Below are 15,924 nucleotides of genomic sequence, written 5' to 3' on the forward strand. Positions count from 1 at the left end.
ATGCCGGCCCCTAATAGGGCCGGACAGCTTATTGCAGATTCAATTGCAGCTTGATTCCCGTCGCGATCGCCTGGGCTACGCGGTTTTGCAGCTCTTCGGTCCACAGCTTCGGCTCGTCGATGCTGCTGGACAAATAACCGGCTTCCAGCAAAATGGCCGGCATCGTCGTCTTCGTCGTCACGGCGAGATTGACGGAGTGCTTCTTGTAGCCGTTGTCCTTCAAGCCCGTCGCCGGAGCGAATAAGGAATGCATCAGCTGGGCGAACGCCTTGCTGTCTTCACGGGTATAATAAGTTTCCGTGCCGTTCGTATTCGGCGAAGTGCTGCTGTTCGCATGCACCGACACGAAAATGTCCGCTTGAATCGAATTGGCCAGCGTATACCGATCCGTCAGCGTCGGATACGTATCGTCCGCACGGGTCAGAATCAGCTTGATCCGCTCTTCACCCGCCAGCAGCGCTTGCACCTTCAGCACGACGGCCAGGTTAAAATCCTTCTCCGGCTTCTTCGAGATGCTGATCGCGCCAGGGTCCGTTCCGCCGTGTCCGGCATCCAGAACGACCGTGTAGAGCGATTTGTCTTCCGGAGGACGCTTGAGCGCAATCGTGAGCGTGCCGGCGCCCGGATCGTTGCTCAGCTCGTAATCCCAGGCTTGATTGAGGTCGAGCACGAATCTCGGCGCCTTCGTATCCGTTCCGAACATCGAATACCGAATCGAACGCAGCGCTTCGTGTCCCTCTACGGGAATATAACCTTCGTTCGCCATGGAGAAGTCGACGGCGGGAATGAATTCCGGCGCGTATCTTCCGTTCGGAACGTCGATTACGATCCTTTTCGGATTGTCCAGCTTGAAATCTCGGGGAACGATAAGGCCGTCGTATTTCAGCACGACCGATTCCGTCCCGGGATCGTAGTAAATCTCGTTCAGATTTCCCGTCACCGCAGGAGGAACGACGGTGCCCGGAGAAGTCTCTTCTCCCGATTCGCCGGTGCCTTCGCTCGGGTCGACGACCCCGATCAGGCCGCCGTCCGAAGGATCGGTCGGCTTGCCGGCGCTGCCGCCGGGCTCAGTCTCCGCGGGAGAATACATAAATACCGATTTAATTTGATTATCCCAGAAAACCTGAACGCCAAGAGACTCGCCAAGAAATCTTAAAGGGATAAGAGTAAATTGGGATTGGATGAGCGGCGGCTTCGTCATCTCCATCGGCGTACCGTCCAGGTAAGCCGTAGGCTTGTCCACCGTCATGACGAGCTTCTTCTTGCCGTTGGATACCGTCACCTGTTTCTTGCTGTTGTCGAAGTCCACCTTGTATCCCAAATTCTCGGTCGCGATGCGCACCGGCACCATAACCGTGCTGTTCAGGAGAAACGGCGGAACCTGGGGCTCTAACTCCATGCCGTCCAAAATCAATTTGGGCGTCGGCGTCTCCGCTTTGGCGGCGTGCGCCATGCCCGAACTCAGGACCAGCATGCCGGCGACGACGAACAACAGGGAGAGCCACTTCTTCATGCTTCACCTCGATGTCTGAAAGATTTGCGAACGATGCCGATTTATGTAGAATTGCAGCGGCTTGTCCACGAATCATTAGACGTAGAAAAACATGAAAAGTTGCGTAACGGAGGAAAAAAAGACCCCTTGCCCCGAATTTTGCCGAATCGGAGACAAAAGGTCTTTTTTCTGCCTATTTCAGGCATCCGCGTCCGCAGTATTCGGCGTTAGACGACCGCGCTTGCGGCGCGGCGTTGTTCGTAGGCCGTAATGGCGGCTTCGTGCTGAAGCGTGAGGCCGATATCGTCCAACCCTTTCAGCAGGAAGTTCCGACGGTGCGCGTCGATCTCGAAAGAAATGTTCAAGCCGTCTTCGTCGGTAATGACCTGGTTTTCCAGATCGACGTTCAGCTTGTAGCCTTCTTTCGCTTCCGTGCGCTTGAACAGGTCGTCGACCTGCTCTTCGGTCAGCTTGATCGGCAGAATGCCGTTTTTGAAGCAGTTGTTGTAGAAAATGTCGGCGAACGACGGCGCGATGACGCAGCGGAAGCCGTAGTCCAGAATCGCCCACGGCGCGTGCTCGCGGGACGAGCCGCAGCCGAAGTTGGCGCGGGACAGCAGGACGGACGCGCCCTGGTAGCGGTCCTTGTTCAGGCTGAATTCCGGAATGACGTTGCCCTGCTCATCCCATCTCCATTCGAAGAACAGGAATTGGCCGAACCCGCTTCTTTCGATTCTTTTCAGAAATTGCTTAGGAATAATGGCGTCGGTATCTACATTAACCCGGTCGACCGGGGCGACAAGTCCGTTCAGTTGTACGAATGCTTCCATGTTCGTGATCCTCCCCTTACGCCGTTACTTCGGCTTTGAAATCCCATTTGCGCACGTCTACGAAACGGCCTTGGACGGCGGCTGCCGCTGCCATCTCCGGCGATACGAGGTGCGTGCGTCCGCCGCGGCCTTGACGGCCTTCGAAGTTCCGGTTGGACGTCGAAGCGCAGCGTTGGCCGGGCTGAAGAACGTCGGGGTTCATCGCAAGGCACATGCTGCAGCCCGCGTCGCGCCATTCGAATCCGGCTTCGACGAAGATCTTGTCGAGACCTTCCTTCTCGGCTTGGATCTTGACGCGTCCGGAGCCCGGCACGACGATCGCGGTCACTTTCGGGTTGACCTTGTAGCCGCGCGCCACGGATGCCGCAGCCCGCAAGTCTTCGATGCGTCCGTTCGTACAGGAGCCGATAAACACGTAATCGATCTCGATGTCCGTCATCGGCGTACCCGGCTTAAGGCCCATGTACTCGATCGCGCTCTTGGCGGCTTTGCGCTCGTTCTCGGTCGGCAGCTCTTCCGGAACCGGTACGGAATCGGTAATGCCCGTACCCATGCCGGGGCTCGTGCCCCAAGTCACTTGCGGAATGAGCGTAGCAACGTCGAAGTCGAGCGTCAAATCGAACTCGGCGCCTTCGTCCGTGCACAGCGCTCTCCACTGCTCGACAGCTTTATCGAACGCAGCGCCTTGAGGAGCGTATTCGCGTCCGCGCAAATATGCGAAAGTCGTTTCGTCCGGAGCGATCAGACCGGCGCGCGCGCCGGCTTCGATGGACATGTTGCAGACGGTCATCCGCTCTTCCATCGTCAACTCGCGAATCGCTTCGCCCGTATACTCCATAACGTAGCCTGTGCCGAAGTCCGTGCCGTACTTCGCGATCAGACCGAGAATCATGTCCTTCGCGGTAATGCCCGGCTTGCGTTTGCCGTTGAAGCGAATGCACATCGTTTTGGCCTTGGCTTGCTGCAGACACTGCGTAGCGAGAACGTGCTCGACTTCGCTCGTGCCGATCCCGAAAGCAAGCGCGCCGAACGCGCCGTGCGTGGACGTGTGGCTGTCGCCGCACACGATCGTCTTGCCCGGGTGAGTCAGGCCGAGTTCCGGTCCCATAACGTGAACGACGCCTTGGTCGATCGTGTTCAAGTCGTACAGCTTGACGCCGAACTCTTTGCAGTTCGCCGTAAGCGTATCGACCTGCTGTTTGGAGATCGGATCGGAAATGTTGAAGCGGTCTTTCGTCGGAACGTTGTGGTCCATCGTCGCGAACGTCAATTCCGGCCGTCTTACTTGGCGTCCGGACAAGCGCAAGCCTTCGAACGCTTGCGGGGAAGTAACCTCGTGCACCAGGTGAAGATCGATATACAGGATGCTAGGTTTTCCTTGCTCCGATACGATCTCGTGGTTTTCCCAAATTTTCTCGAACATCGTTTTTTTGCTCATCTGTTGTTCACCCCAAAAGTTCTCTTTAGCTTGCTCTTATCTTAACATTTCGTCTATCATTGTTCCAAGATATAATATCTATAAGGTTAATTGTTCCAGACTATAAAGGAGGGCTCTAGATGGAGTTCCGCCAATTGCAATACGCCATCCAAATCGCGAATGAAAGAAACTTCTCGCGCGCCGCCGAGAAGCTGCACATCGCCCAACCGTCCCTTAGCCAGCAGCTGTCCAAGCTCGAGAAGGAGCTCGGCGTGCTGCTGTTCAAGAGAAGCACAAACTCCGTCGAACTGACGCACGCGGGCGACGTGTTCGTCAAGAAAGCGCAGCAGATCGTCGATATGGCCGACCAGCTTCGCCGCGAGATGGAGGACATCGCCGACATGCGCAAAGGCCGGCTCGTCGTCGGCAGCCTCCCGATGACCGGCGCCCACGTGCTGCCGCACGTTCTTCCCGTTTTCCGCGAGGCCTACCCGAACATTGAAATCGTGCTCATCGAAGAGACGACCCGGCAGTTGGAACAGCTGACCGCCAGCGGCGGCACGGACGTCAGCCTGCTCTCGCTTCCGCTGATTGAGCCGTCGCTCGCCTATCTTCCCGTCATCGAAGAAGGCATCTGCCTCGCCGTGCCTCCCGACCACCCTCTCGCGCATCCGCAGTACCGGGACAAGGAAATTTCCGTCGGGCTGCTGAAGGACGAGCCGTTCGTTCTTTTGAAGAAAGGCCAAGGGTTCCGCCTGATCGCGCACGATCTGTGCGCCGCGGCCGGCTTCGACCCGCGCGTCGTCTTCGAGAGCGCCAACATCGACACTGTCCAGTCGCTGGTGGCCGCCGGCATGGGCGTCGCCTTCCTGCCCAAGATGGTCACTCGCAGCGACTGGCCTGGCCGCGCCCCGGTATACCTGCAATTGGAAGGCCGTCCGACGCGTACGCTGGTCATCGCCTATCGCAAAGGACGCTACCTGTCCAACGCGGCCGAGGCTTTCATCTCGACGTTCCGCTCCACGTTCGACAAGATCGATATGGGAAAATAACGGAGACGGTTGGCGGGGGTGGTCGACGGTTGAGCCGACGGTTCGGCACTGCTCGGGGACCGCTAACGGTCTGACAGACCGTTAATCCGCCGACTCACCTCTGCGAGGGACCGCTAACGGTCCAGCAGACCACTAATCCGTCGACTCCCCGCCGGGAGAGACCGCTAACGGTCTGACAGACCGTTAATCCGGCGATTCACCTCTACGAGAAACCGCTAACGGTCCGACAGACCGTTAATGCTGCATCACGCGGCGAGGAAATCGCGTATGAATACCCGTCACTCGTATAATTCGGGTCTGCGGTCGGCGAATACCGGGATGCGGCCGCGCACCTCGTCGACGAGCGCGAGATCGATGTCGGCGACGAGAATCGTCTCCCGCTCTTCGGCTTCGGCCACGACTTCTCCCCATGGATCGATGACCATCGAGTGGCCGAAGAAGCTGGAGCCCCCACTTTCACCGACCGTATTGCAGGAGACGACGAACATCTGGTTCTCGATCGCCCTGGCCTGCAGCAGCGTGCGCCAGTGATGCAGGCGGGGATGCGGCCATTCTGCCGGGACGATCAACAGCTTCGCCCCGCCCAAAGCCAGCTTGCGGGCCAACTCGGGAAAACGGATGTCATAGCAGATCATCGCCGCCGCCGGAACGCCCTCCAGTTCGAACGATCCCGCCGCTCCCCCTGCTTCCAGATGAAGATGCTCGTTCATCAACTGGAACAGGTGAATTTTGCTGTATTCGGCAATATTGGCTCCCGTCCGATCGAACGCGTGGATCGTGTTCGTCACACCTTCGCCGCGCAGCTGCGCGATCGATCCCGCGAGCACGTTGACGCCGTGACGGCGGCAAAACTCGGACACGAGCTTCTTCGTGCGCTCTCCGTCCGGGTCCGCCAGCTTGCGGATTTCCTTCAGGGCGTAACCCGTGTTCCACATTTCGGGCAGCACGATCAAGTCCGGCTTCGGCTCAAGCGCGGCCGCCTCTTCCAGCTTCTGCTCCATTTTGGCGAAGTTGGCTTCCGTATTCCCCGCTTCTATATTCATCTGCACTAATGCAATCCTCAATTGAGTCATCGTTATTCACTCCTGTAGACGTCCATTATGGAGACTGTCAACGAACGGGGCTCGCCGCGCCGAATCGCAGTCATTAGCGGATCGTGAGGCTCGATCCTTGATCGACAGTCGCTCTATGTCCTCCATCGTACTGCATCCTCCCCGTTCCGGCAACCGCGCGTATCGTTCCGCCAATGTTATCTGGTTAAGTTATTGGTTTCCAGGGCTGGCGGTTGAACGCGGGTTAGCGGTATGGTTGCGCCCGCTCTGGCCAGGTTTCCGCAACACGCCCACAACAATTTCCACAATTCCGCCCTGCTATCTCTGATTTTTTTCCACAAAAAAGCCCGCATCCGTTGCCGAGCCGATGTCGTTATGCTACATTCATCCTATTCCAATTCTAAGCATGACGGAGCGTGACGATCGAGCATGAGTGTCAAGTTTACCCCTGCCAAGCGGATGCAGGCTTTACCCGAACAATTTTTCGCGGCGCTCGTCGCCAAAGCGAACGCGCGCGCCGCTACAGGCAGCGACGTCATCAATCTCGGACAAGGCAATCCCGATTTGCCGACTCCCCGGAACGTCGTGGAACGGCTGAAAACCGCTTCCGAAAACCCGCTGTACCACAAATATCCGCCTTTTCGCGGTTTTCCGTTCCTGAAGCAAGCCGTCGCTGAGCGCTATCTGGCGGATTACGGCGTCGAGCTGAATCCCGAGACGGAAGTTGCCGTCCTGTTCGGAGGCAAATCCGGCCTGATCGAGATCAGCCAAATTTATCTCGATCCGGGCGACGTCTGCCTCGTGCCCGATCCGGGTTATCCGGATTACTGGTCGGGCGTCGCGCTCGCAGGGGCGGAAATGAGCTTCATGCCGCTGAAGGAGGAGAACGATTTCCTTCCCGATTACGAAGCGATTCCGTCCGGCGCCGTCGATCGCGCCAAGCTGATGTTCCTCAACTACCCGAACAACCCGACGGCTGCGACGGCGACTCCCGAATTTTACGAACGGACCGTCGCGTTCGCGCGCAAGCACGGCATCGTCGTTGCCAGCGACTTCGCTTACGGGGCAATCGGCTTCAACGGCAAACGTCCGGTCAGCTTCCTGGAGACGCCGGGGGCCAAGGAAGTAGGCGTCGAATTTTACACGCTGTCCAAGTCGTACAATATGGCCGGCTGGCGCGTCGGCTTCGCTATCGGCAACGCGGACATTATCGAGCAGATCAACCTGATTCAAGACCATATGTACTGCAGTCTGTTCGGCGGCATCCAGGAAGCCGCAGCGGAAGCGTTGACCGGCCCGCAGCAATCCGTTCGCGACCTCGTGGCGACCTACGAAAGCCGCCGCAACGCCCTGTACGGAGCGCTGGACGAAATCGGCTGGAAAGCGACGAAGCCTGCGGGCTCCTTCTTCTGCTGGCTGCCAGTCGCCCAAGGCCACACGTCGATGTCGTTCGCCAATCTGCTGCTGGAGCAAGCGGACGTCGTCGTCGCTCCCGGCTCCGGCTTCGGCGAAAGCGGCGAAGGCTACGTCCGGCTCGGCCTGCTGACGAGCGAGGAGCGGCTGCGCGAGGTGGCGGCCAGAGTCGGACGGCTCGGGCTGTTCTAAGTCCGCCTCCCCCGCCGTCCGTTCCTTTACAACCCTTGCGGCGCATGGTATTCTTAGGATATTCGAGCGCCGGGGCGACCGGCGATCATACCAACGCAATGACGGGAAACGAAGCGGACCCGGGCTCGCGCAGAGAGCAAACTCCTTGGCTGAGAGAGTTTGCCTGGCCCCCCGCCTCCCCCATCCCCGAGCGGACGGCGACGAGCCGGACAGCGCCCGCTGTTATCGGGAGCATGAGAGGACGGATGCCTCTGTATTCAGGCGCCGTCAACGAAGGTGGTACCGCGGAAGATGAGCTTTCGTCCTTTATGGGGCGGGAGTTTTTTTTATGGCTTGATAGGAGGTTGAACGCATGGGCAAACGAATCGTAGTCAAAATAGGCAGCAGCTCCCTCACCTCCGAGCAAGGCGGATTAAACCGCGCGCAGGTGAAGTTTTTCGCGGACGAGCTGGCCTCGCTGCACGGCGAGGGCCACCAGGTGCTGCTCGTCACGTCCGGAGCGATCGCCGCGGGGTTCCGCCGGCTCGGCTATACGGACAGACCAAAGCTCGTGCACGAGAAGCAGGCGGCCGCATCCGTCGGCCAGGCGCTGCTGATGCAGGCTTACCAGGAAGCGCTGGGCGCAAGCGGCATCGCGGCCGCGCAAATCCTGCTCACCCGGCCGGATTTCAGCAACCGGGGACGGGCGCAGAACGCCACGAGAACGATCGAGGAGCTGCTGAAGCAGCGGGCGATCCCGATCATTAACGAGAACGACACCGTCGCCGTCGACGAGATCAAGTTCGGGGAGAACGACTCTCTCTCCGCGCTCGTCGCCAATCTGGTCAAAGCCGACGGCCTGTACATTCTGACCGATATGGACGGATTGTACACGGGCGATCCCCGCAAAATGCCGGAAGCCGAGCGCATCGAACGCGTCGAGGCGCTCACCGAAGAACTGTACCGGATGGCGGGAGGAGCCGGCTCTTCCGTCGGCACCGGCGGCATGCGCTCCAAGCTCGACGCGGCGCGCATCGCCATGCGGGGAGGCGTTCCGTTATTCGTAGGACGGGTATCCGAAGCCGGAGATTTGATGGCGGCCGCGGCCGGAGTCGGCAAGGGCACTTATTTCGCCCCTTCCCTCCACTCCCTGTCCGCGAAGAAGCATTGGGTCGGATTCCTGTCCGATCCGCAAGGAAGAATCGTCGTCGACGCCGGAGCGGAAGACGCGCTGTTGAACCGGGGAAGCAGCCTGCTCCCCGCCGGCATTACGGCCGCGGAGGGAGACTTCCACCCCGGGGAAGTCGTCGAGGTCGTCAGTCAAGACGGCCGAGTGCTCGGCAGGGGCATCACGAATTACGCCCCATGGCAGATTACGGCCGTAGCCGGCTTATCCACCGACGAAGCGCGCAAACGCGTCGACGTCGCCCGCATCGAAATCATTCACCGCGACGAATGGGTCGCATCCACGATCGTAAAGGAGGCTCACGCACATGAGTGAAGTCGTAACGAAAGCCAAGGCGGCTCGGGAAACGACCGCCGCGTTGAATAACCTGACTACCGAGCAGAAGAACGAGGCGCTGATTTTAATCGCGGACGCCCTGCTTGCCGCTGAAGACCGCCTGCTCGCCGCGAACGAGGAGGATATCGTCCGCGGGCGCGCCCAAGGCACGTCGGAATCGCTGCTCGACCGGCTGAAGCTGACTCCGCAGCGGCTGCAAGGCATCGCCCAAGGCGTCCGGGAAGTCGTCGAGCTGCCCGATCCGGTCGGCGAAACGCTGCAGTCGTTCGATCGTCCTAACGGGTTGTCCATCGAACAGAGGCGCGTGCCGCTCGGCGTTATCGGCATGATCTATGAAGCGCGGCCCAACGTCACTGTGGACGCCGCCTCTCTCTGCCTGAAAACCGGGAACGCCGTCGTGCTTCGCGGCGGTTCGGCGGCGCTCTCCTCCAACCGCGCCATCGTCGAGGTCATGCGCGAGGCGCTGTCGCGCTCGGCCCTTCCCGCGGACGCGCTGCAGCTGATCGAGGATTCGGACCGCAAGTCGGTCGACGAAATGCTGAAGCTGAACGGCTTGCTGGACGTCATCATTCCGCGCGGAGGCGCATCGCTTATTCAGAACGTCGTGCAGAACGCGACGGTGCCCGTCATCGAGACGGGCGCGGGCATCTGCCATACGTTCGCGGACGCGAGCGCGGATTACGCGATGGCGGAAGCGATCGCCCTGAACGCGAAGGTTCAGCGTCCGTCGGTGTGCAACTCCATGGAGACGCTGCTGCTGCACGAAGCGTTCGCTTCCGAGCATCTGGCCGCCCTTGCCGACAAATTCACGCAAGCCGGCGTCAAGCTGAAAGGCTGCGAAGCGTCCCGCAAGCTCGTTCCGTCAATCGAGACGGCAACCGCGGAAGATTACGCCACCGAATACAACGACTACATTTTGAACCTGAAAATTGTAAAAGATGTAGACGAAGCGCTCGCCCACATCCGCAAGTTCGGAACGCAGCATTCGGAGTGCATCGTGACGGAAGACGCCGGGAACGCCGAACGCTTCCTGCAGGAAGTCGACGCCGCCGCCGTCTACCATAACGCCTCCACCCGCTTCACCGACGGCTTCGAATTCGGCTTCGGCGCCGAAATCGGCATCAGCACGCAGAAGCTGCACGCGCGCGGTCCGATGGGACTGCCCGCCCTCACTTCGACGAAATACCGCATTGTCGGTTCGGGTCAAATCAGAGCTTAGGAGCGTGCAACGGAAAAATGACGAATTCAACCTCCTCCCCCTTGCGGGGAGTTCGACTTTGCTTTTACGGGGCGGGCTCGATGGCGGAAGCGATTTTGCGCGGCCTGGTCGAGCCCAAGCTGGCCGAACCGGGCAGCATCTCCGTCATGAACCGGCAGAACGCCGAACGCCTGCGGGAGCTGGCCTCCCGCTACGGCGTCGTTCCCGCCGATACGGACGACAAGAAGAACGAGGCGCTGACGTCCGCGGACGTCGTCGTTCTCGGCATGAAGCCGAAGGATGCCGCGACGGCGATCAAGGCGCTTAAGCCGCTGCTCCGTCCGGAGCAGCTCGTCGTATCGCTCATTGCCGGCCTGTCTATCTCTACCATCCACCAGTTGCTCGGCCGCGAGCAGCCGGTCGTCCGCACGATGCCGAATACGTCCAGCACGATCGGCCTCGGGGCGACGGGCATCAGCTTCTCCGAAGCCGTCTCCGCGGAGCGCCGCGAGCTGGCGCTGGCCATGTTCGGCGCCATCGGCATGACCGCCGTCGTCGAGGAACCGCTGATCGAGGCGGTCAACGGCGTGTCCGGCAGCGGCCCGGCTTACGTGTACTATCTGATGGAAGCGATGATCGACGCCGGAGTGAAGCTCGGCTTAACGCCGGAAGCGGCCAAGGCGCTTACCGTCCAGACGGTTCGCGGCGCTGCCGAGATGGTGCTGTCTACCGGGGAGAATCCGGGCGAGCTGCGCCGCAAAGTCACGTCGCCGAACGGAACGACCCAAGCGGCCATCGAGACGCTGGACCGGTTCGACTTCCGGGAAGGCATGAACCAGGCCATCCTGCGCTGCGCGGAGAGAGCCCGCGAGATGGGCGAGGCCATCCGCGAAGAAGCCGTCAAATCCTGATCCGCAAGTATAGAAGAGGTTGTTCCAAAAGAAGATTTGCAAGGAAAGAAGGTTATCATCGAAATGAATTCCTCTGCCTATAGCCATGCCACTTACCGGCTGTACGACGACAAGGCCGATTTCGCCAAAAAGGCGCAGAGCATCGCCGTCGGACTCACCGTAGGAAGCTGGACCGAGCTGCCGGAGGCGGCCAAGGAACAGATGCAGAAGCATCTTGGCCAAGTCGTGTCCGTAGAGGCGCACGAGCCCGAAGGCGTGCAGCCGGGCGAACGCTATGCCGATATTACGATCGCTTACCCGGACGTCAACTTCAGCCGGGACATTCCCGCCTTCCTGGTCACCGCGTTCGGCAAGCTGTCGATGGACGGCCGCATCAAGCTGATCGACATCGCGCCGTCCTCCGACTTCCTGAGCGCGTTCCCCGGGCCGAAATTCGGCGTCCAAGGCGTGCGCGACTTGCTCGGCGTTCACGACCGGCCGCTCGTCATGAGCATTTTCAAATCCGTTATCGGCCACGATCTGGCGAATCTCCGCGAGCAGTTCCTCCAGCAGGCGCTCGGCGGCGTCGACCTGATCAAGGACGACGAAATTTTGTTCGAGAACCCGCTGACCCCGTTGGAGCGGCGCATCGAGGCATGCGTCTCCGCCGCCAAGGAAGCGGAGCAGGCCACCGGACAGAAACTCATCTACTTCGCGAACTTGACCGGATCGACGTTCGAGCTGAAGGAGAATGCCAAGCGGGCAATTGCGGCGGGAGCGAACGGCCTCCTGTTCAACGTGCTCGCCTACGGATTCGATGCGCTCGCCGAGCTGGCCAAGGACCCGGACGTCAACGTCCCGATCGCCGCCCATCCGGCGATGGCCGGCGCGTTCTACCCTTCGCCGCACTACGGCATCTCGGCGCCCGTGCTGCTCGGCAAGCTGATGCGGATCGCCGGAGCGGATCTGTCGCTGTTCCCTTCCCCTTACGGCTCGGTCGTCATGCCGAAGGCGGAAAACCTCGCAGTCATGGAGGCGCTGCTTGTGCCCGGGCTGCCGCAGAAGCCGGCGTTCCCGGTTCCGTCCGCGGGCATTCATCCAGGCCTCGTGCCGCTGATTATGGGAGACTTCGGCCCCGAAGTTGTCGTGAATGCGGGCGGCGGCGTGCACGGTCATCCCGGAGGCGCGGCTGCCGGAGGACGCGCGTTCCGTCAGGCGGTAGACGCAACCAAATCGGGAGTCCCGCTGGAAAAATACGCTGAAAATCACGAGGAATTGCGCATCGCGATCGAACGCTGGGGGGTACGCACATCTTGAGCGGCACGACAGCTAAGTTTCCGCGTCAACCGGTATTGTTCTGCGACTTTGACGGCACGATCACGCTCAGCGACAATATCATCGCCGTCATGAAGCATTTTAACCCGCCGGGTTGGGATGAGATCGTACAGGAAATCATCACCGACACGAAGTCCGTCAAGCAAGGCGTCGGCGAGATGTTCGCCCTCCTGCCTGCTTCCATGAAGGACGAAGTCAGAAATTACATCTTGACGAGCGCGGGCATCCGTCCGGGCTTCGCCGAGCTGCTGGACTGGTGCAAGACCCACGACGTGCCCTTCTACGTCACGAGCGGCGGCATCGACTTCTTCGTCCATCCGCTGCTGGCGCCGTTCGGCATTCCGGCCGACCATGTTTACTGCAACGGCAGCGATTTCAGCGGGGACCGCATCCGGATTACGTGGCCGTACGACTGCGACGACCATTGCGACAACCGCGGTCGCTGCGGCATGTGCAAAACCGCCGTCATCCGCCGCTTCCCGGCGGACAGCCACTATCGCATTCTGATCGGGGACAGCGTCACCGATTTTCCCGGAGCGAAGATCGTCGACCTCGTCTTCTCCCGCTCCCATTTGACGGACAAGTGCCAAGAGCTCGGACTTCCGCACCTGCCGTTCGAGACGTTCCACGACGTCATTCATCATCTTGAACAAGGGGGCTTGCGCTCATGAGCTTCGCGGACATTACGACCGAAGAGAAGCGCCGAGTGCTCGGCGAGTTTACCGAAGTAAAGGCAGAATTCGCCTCGCGCGGCTGGTTCGCCGGCACTGGCGGCAATCTGTCGATGCGGATCGGCCCCTACTCGCCCGACCGCTTCTATTTCGCCGTTACGGCAAGCGGCAAGGACAAGACGCGCTCGACGCCGGAGGACTTCCTGTTCGTCGACCAGGACGGCAAGCCGTGCGAGGCGACGACGCTCAAGCCCTCCGCCGAGACGTCGCTGCACCGCGAAATTTACCGACTGACTGGTGCGGGCGCCATTTTCCATATTCATAGCGTATTTAACAACCTCGTCTCCGAGTGGTTCTGGGAACGCCGCGCCGTTCCGATTCAAGGCGTCGAGCTGATCAAGGCGTTCAACATTTGGGAAGAGGATGCGCGCATCGACGTGCCGATCCTGACCAATTACGCCGACGTGCCGCGCATCGTCCCGGAAATTACCGAACGGCTCGATCCGCGCGTACCCGGCCTGCTGATCCGCAAGCACGGCGTATGCGCCTGGGGCAAAGACGCCTTCGAGGCGAAAAAGCATCTGGAGGCGTTCGAGTTTCTGTTCGAGTACGCCTACCGTTGGGAACTTTTAAACGGCCGCAAGGGCTGACTTCGAATTTGAATGCGTTTTGTCGGAGACGATTCAGATCAGGATAGCGAATTTTATACTTTCTGCAATTGTCAAAAAAAATCCGCTTCCTCGTCTGCAATCGGCAGACAGGGAAGCGGATTTTTTGACAGAGCGTCGCCCCGGACTTCACCGCCCGCCGCGAAACTTCTGCGCATGATCGCGGGCTTGATCGACGTTCGTGACGCGGTTGCGGCTCCATTCGAGCAAAATCCGGTCGATGTAGCGGAAGCTCAGCTTGCCCGCGAACACCGATTCCTTCAGCGCGAAGCGGATCAGATCGTCCGGATACTGGTCCTGGTCGAGCCAGCCGTTCATAATTTCGTATTCCGTCGGCGTCAGCGGGCGTCCGAACTCCTGCTCGAACAGCGAGAACAGGCTGCCCGTCACCGGCGACAGCGCCGGCCGCACGGCGGCCGCGCGATCGGCGGCCTCGGCCGTCTCGTCGGCCCGTCCCGCCCGCATCGGCAGCTCTCCTGCCGACAGCAGAGCCCCGATCTCGTAAAACAGCCCCGACAGATTGTAACGCTCCGATTGGACGCCGCTCGCCGGATCGAACACTTCGTCGATCTCGACGAAGCCGAGCTTCATCAGCTTCTGCAGCGCCTGCCCGACGACCGACGGCGAGCAGCCCAATCTCTCCTGAAGCTGCTCGATCGTCGGAAATTCGTTTTGTTCCAGCTGACGGTACGCGATCAGATGCATGAGCAGCATCGCTTCCGTATCGGTGAGCTTAAGCGCCCTGTAGGTTCGAAGCAAAGCGTACGGGATGCTGACGGCTCCGTCCATATATGCCTCCGCCATTCCCTTGGCCAAAGAACTGCGATCGTTCATCCCCCGGTTTCATCCCCTGTCTGCTCTTTAACGTGTCTATCGTTCAGCGGATTTCGTTCGTTTACGGATAGAGCCGGTACAGCGTGCGCGGGAAAGCAATCGTCTCACGAACGTGATCCAGGCCGCATATCCAGGCAACGACCCGCTCAAGTCCGAGCCCGAAGCCCGAATGCGGCACCGTTCCGTACTTCCGCAGATCCTTGTACCAGCCGTAGGCTTCTTCCGTCAGCTCGTGCTCGGCGAATCGCTCCGCCAGCAGCTCCGGATCGTCGATCCGCTGCGAGCCGCCGATGATTTCCCCGTAGCCCTCCGGCGCAATCATGTCCGCGCACAGGACGACCTCCGGACGGTTCGGGTCCGGCTTCATGTAGAACGCCTTAAAGCTCGCCGGATAGTGGGTGATGAATACCGGCCGGTCGAACTTCTCGGCGATTGCCGTCTCGTGAGGCGCGCCGAAATCTTCTCCCCAAGGCAGATCCATGCCGATTTCCTGGAGCAGCTCAAGCGCTTTGTCGTACGTAATGCGCGGGAACGGCGGTTTCACCCGTTCGAGCGCGGCGACGTCGCGTTCCAGCACGGCCAGCTCGGCCTTGCAGTTGCTTAGCACCCGGTCCACGATATGACCGATGAATTGCTCCTGAACGTTCAAGTTCTCTTCATGGTCGACGAAAGCCATCTCCGGCTCGATCATCCAAAACTCGATCAGATGGCGCCGGGTTTTCGATTTCTCCGCCCGGAACGTCGGGCCGAACGAGTATACTTTGCCCAGCGCCATCGCCGCCGCTTCCATGTAGAGCTGGCCGCTCTGCGTCAAATAGGCGTCCTCGTCGAAATATTTCGTATGGAACAGGTTCGTCGTACCTTCGCACGAAGACGGCGTCAGTACCGGCGGATCGACGAGCGTAAAACCGCGCTCGTCGAAAAACTGCTGTATCGCCGAGATGATTTGCGCGCGAATGCGCATAATGGCGCGTTGACGCGGCGCGCGCAGCCATAGATGGCGATGATCCATCAGGAAGTCGACTCCGTGCTCCTTCGGCGTGATCGGATAATCCTTGGCGATCTGGATAATCTCGATGCCCGTCACCGCCAGCTCGAAGCCGGACGGACTGCGCGGCTCTTCCCGCACGAGACCCGTCACGTAGAACGAGCTCTCCTGCGTCAGTTGGCCCGCGCGTTCCCATACTTCTTCGGGCACTTCCGCTTTGACCAGCACGCCTTGAATGAAGCCCATGCCGTCGCGAATTTGCAGAAACTGAATTTTACCGCTGGAACGCTTGCGCGTCAGCCAGCCCCCGAACGTTACCGTCTGACCGACATAGCTGCCGATCGTCTTCAAATCTACACGTCCCATGGACACAGCCCCTTTCCGATGTTCG

14 protein-coding genes are annotated in these 15,924 nt (G+C 60.1%); 8 read left to right on the forward strand and 6 right to left on the reverse strand.

Translation table 11 applies throughout. From position 1 onward, the window contains the following. Positions 1-28: 28 nt before the first annotated feature. The 3 genes from B0G52_RS06350 to leuC all read right to left on the reverse strand — a co-directional run bounded on the left by B0G52_RS06350 (position 29) and on the right by leuC (position 3,760). Complete coding sequence (locus B0G52_RS06350) at positions 29-1,513, reverse strand: N-acetylmuramoyl-L-alanine amidase family protein (RefSeq protein WP_094042691.1); 1,485 nt, start codon at positions 1,511-1,513, stop codon at positions 29-31. 206 nt (positions 1,514-1,719) lie between these two features. Then, a complete protein-coding gene (leuD, locus tag B0G52_RS06355) occupies positions 1,720-2,322 on the reverse strand; it encodes a 3-isopropylmalate dehydratase small subunit (protein WP_094042692.1) in 603 nt (200 codons plus the stop codon). Between the two features lie 16 nt (positions 2,323-2,338). Continuing rightward, the gene (leuC, locus tag B0G52_RS06360) at positions 2,339-3,760 is read right to left on the reverse strand and encodes a 3-isopropylmalate dehydratase large subunit (protein WP_094042693.1); all 1,422 of its coding nucleotides are present in this window, start codon (positions 3,758-3,760) and stop codon (positions 2,339-2,341) included. Positions 3,761-3,879: 119 nt separating this feature from the next. On the opposite strand from leuC, the gene B0G52_RS06365 reads away from it, so the two are divergent. After that, the gene (locus B0G52_RS06365; RefSeq protein ID WP_094042694.1) at positions 3,880-4,791 is read left to right on the forward strand and encodes a LysR family transcriptional regulator; all 912 of its coding nucleotides are present in this window, start codon (positions 3,880-3,882) and stop codon (positions 4,789-4,791) included. Between the two features lie 278 nt (positions 4,792-5,069). Here B0G52_RS06365 and B0G52_RS06370 read toward each other — a convergent pair whose 3' ends face one another. Then, a complete protein-coding gene (locus B0G52_RS06370) occupies positions 5,070-5,864 on the reverse strand; it encodes a carbon-nitrogen family hydrolase (RefSeq protein ID WP_094042695.1) in 795 nt (264 codons plus the stop codon). Between the two features lie 408 nt (positions 5,865-6,272). Here B0G52_RS06370 and B0G52_RS06375 point away from each other — a divergent pair, with 408 nt between their 5' ends. From B0G52_RS06375 to mtnB, 7 genes are all read left to right on the forward strand, one after another. Next, complete coding sequence (locus B0G52_RS06375; RefSeq protein WP_094042696.1) at positions 6,273-7,448, forward strand: pyridoxal phosphate-dependent aminotransferase; 1,176 nt, start codon at positions 6,273-6,275, stop codon at positions 7,446-7,448. Positions 7,449-7,800: 352 nt separating this feature from the next. Further along, complete coding sequence (gene proB, locus B0G52_RS06380; RefSeq protein WP_094042697.1) at positions 7,801-8,928, forward strand: glutamate 5-kinase; 1,128 nt, start codon at positions 7,801-7,803, stop codon at positions 8,926-8,928. Beyond that, the gene (locus B0G52_RS06385; RefSeq protein WP_094042698.1) at positions 8,921-10,168 is read left to right on the forward strand and encodes a glutamate-5-semialdehyde dehydrogenase; all 1,248 of its coding nucleotides are present in this window, start codon (positions 8,921-8,923) and stop codon (positions 10,166-10,168) included. The genes proB and B0G52_RS06385 overlap by 8 nt, the downstream gene beginning before the upstream one ends. 17 nt (positions 10,169-10,185) lie before the next feature. Continuing rightward, a complete protein-coding gene (gene proC / locus B0G52_RS06390; RefSeq protein ID WP_094042699.1) occupies positions 10,186-11,058 on the forward strand; it encodes a pyrroline-5-carboxylate reductase in 873 nt (290 codons plus the stop codon). 63 nt (positions 11,059-11,121) lie between these two features. Beyond that, positions 11,122-12,354 carry a 2,3-diketo-5-methylthiopentyl-1-phosphate enolase gene (locus B0G52_RS06395; RefSeq protein ID WP_094042870.1) on the forward strand — a complete coding sequence of 411 codons (1,233 nt, stop codon included), beginning with the start codon at positions 11,122-11,124 and terminating at the stop codon, positions 12,352-12,354. Next, entirely contained in the window at positions 12,351-13,043 is a 693-nt protein-coding gene (locus B0G52_RS06400) for a 2-hydroxy-3-keto-5-methylthiopentenyl-1-phosphate phosphatase (RefSeq protein WP_094042700.1), read from the forward strand. The genes B0G52_RS06395 and B0G52_RS06400 overlap by 4 nt, the downstream gene beginning before the upstream one ends. Then, the gene (gene mtnB, locus B0G52_RS06405) at positions 13,040-13,693 is read left to right on the forward strand and encodes a methylthioribulose 1-phosphate dehydratase (protein WP_094042701.1); all 654 of its coding nucleotides are present in this window, start codon (positions 13,040-13,042) and stop codon (positions 13,691-13,693) included. Before B0G52_RS06400 ends, mtnB begins: the two co-directional genes overlap by 4 nt. A gap of 147 nt (positions 13,694-13,840) precedes the next feature. On the opposite strand, the gene B0G52_RS06410 is transcribed toward mtnB, so the two are convergent. Continuing rightward, positions 13,841-14,545, reverse strand: a complete 705-nt coding sequence (locus B0G52_RS06410; RefSeq protein ID WP_094042702.1) for a DnaD domain-containing protein — start codon at positions 14,543-14,545, stop codon at positions 13,841-13,843. 61 nt (positions 14,546-14,606) lie between these two features. Further along, positions 14,607-15,899 (reverse strand): asparagine--tRNA ligase, encoded by a 1,293-nt coding sequence (gene asnS / locus B0G52_RS06415; protein WP_094042703.1) that lies wholly within the window; start codon positions 15,897-15,899, stop codon positions 14,607-14,609. Positions 15,900-15,924 lie beyond the last annotated feature (25 nt).

Origin of the sequence: Cohnella sp. SGD-V74 (assembly GCF_003001675.1) — a bacterium.
Lineage (GTDB): Bacteria > Bacillota > Bacilli > Paenibacillales > Paenibacillaceae > Cohnella.

Excerpts from the sequence above, each read along its gene's own strand:
- B0G52_RS06350 (WP_094042691.1), bottom strand. The coding sequence starts at position 1,513 with ATGAAGAAGTGGCTCTCCCTGTTGTTCGTCGTCGCCGGCATGCTGGTC.
- leuD (WP_094042692.1), bottom strand. The coding sequence starts at position 2,322 with ATGGAAGCATTCGTACAACTGAACGGACTTGTCGCCCCGGTCGACCGG.
- leuC (WP_094042693.1), bottom strand. The coding sequence starts at position 3,760 with ATGAGCAAAAAAACGATGTTCGAGAAAATTTGGGAAAACCACGAGATC.
- B0G52_RS06365 (WP_094042694.1), top strand. The coding sequence starts at position 3,880 with ATGGAGTTCCGCCAATTGCAATACGCCATCCAAATCGCGAATGAAAGA.
- B0G52_RS06370 (WP_094042695.1), bottom strand. The coding sequence starts at position 5,864 with ATGACTCAATTGAGGATTGCATTAGTGCAGATGAATATAGAAGCGGGG.
- B0G52_RS06375 (WP_094042696.1), top strand. The coding sequence starts at position 6,273 with ATGAGTGTCAAGTTTACCCCTGCCAAGCGGATGCAGGCTTTACCCGAA.
- proB (WP_094042697.1), top strand. The coding sequence starts at position 7,801 with ATGGGCAAACGAATCGTAGTCAAAATAGGCAGCAGCTCCCTCACCTCC.
- B0G52_RS06385 (WP_094042698.1), top strand. The coding sequence starts at position 8,921 with ATGAGTGAAGTCGTAACGAAAGCCAAGGCGGCTCGGGAAACGACCGCC.
- proC (WP_094042699.1), top strand. The coding sequence starts at position 10,186 with ATGACGAATTCAACCTCCTCCCCCTTGCGGGGAGTTCGACTTTGCTTT.
- B0G52_RS06395 (WP_094042870.1), top strand. The coding sequence starts at position 11,122 with ATGAATTCCTCTGCCTATAGCCATGCCACTTACCGGCTGTACGACGAC.
- mtnB (WP_094042701.1), top strand. The coding sequence starts at position 13,040 with ATGAGCTTCGCGGACATTACGACCGAAGAGAAGCGCCGAGTGCTCGGC.
- B0G52_RS06410 (WP_094042702.1), bottom strand. The coding sequence starts at position 14,545 with ATGAACGATCGCAGTTCTTTGGCCAAGGGAATGGCGGAGGCATATATG.
- asnS (WP_094042703.1), bottom strand. The coding sequence starts at position 15,899 with ATGGGACGTGTAGATTTGAAGACGATCGGCAGCTATGTCGGTCAGACG.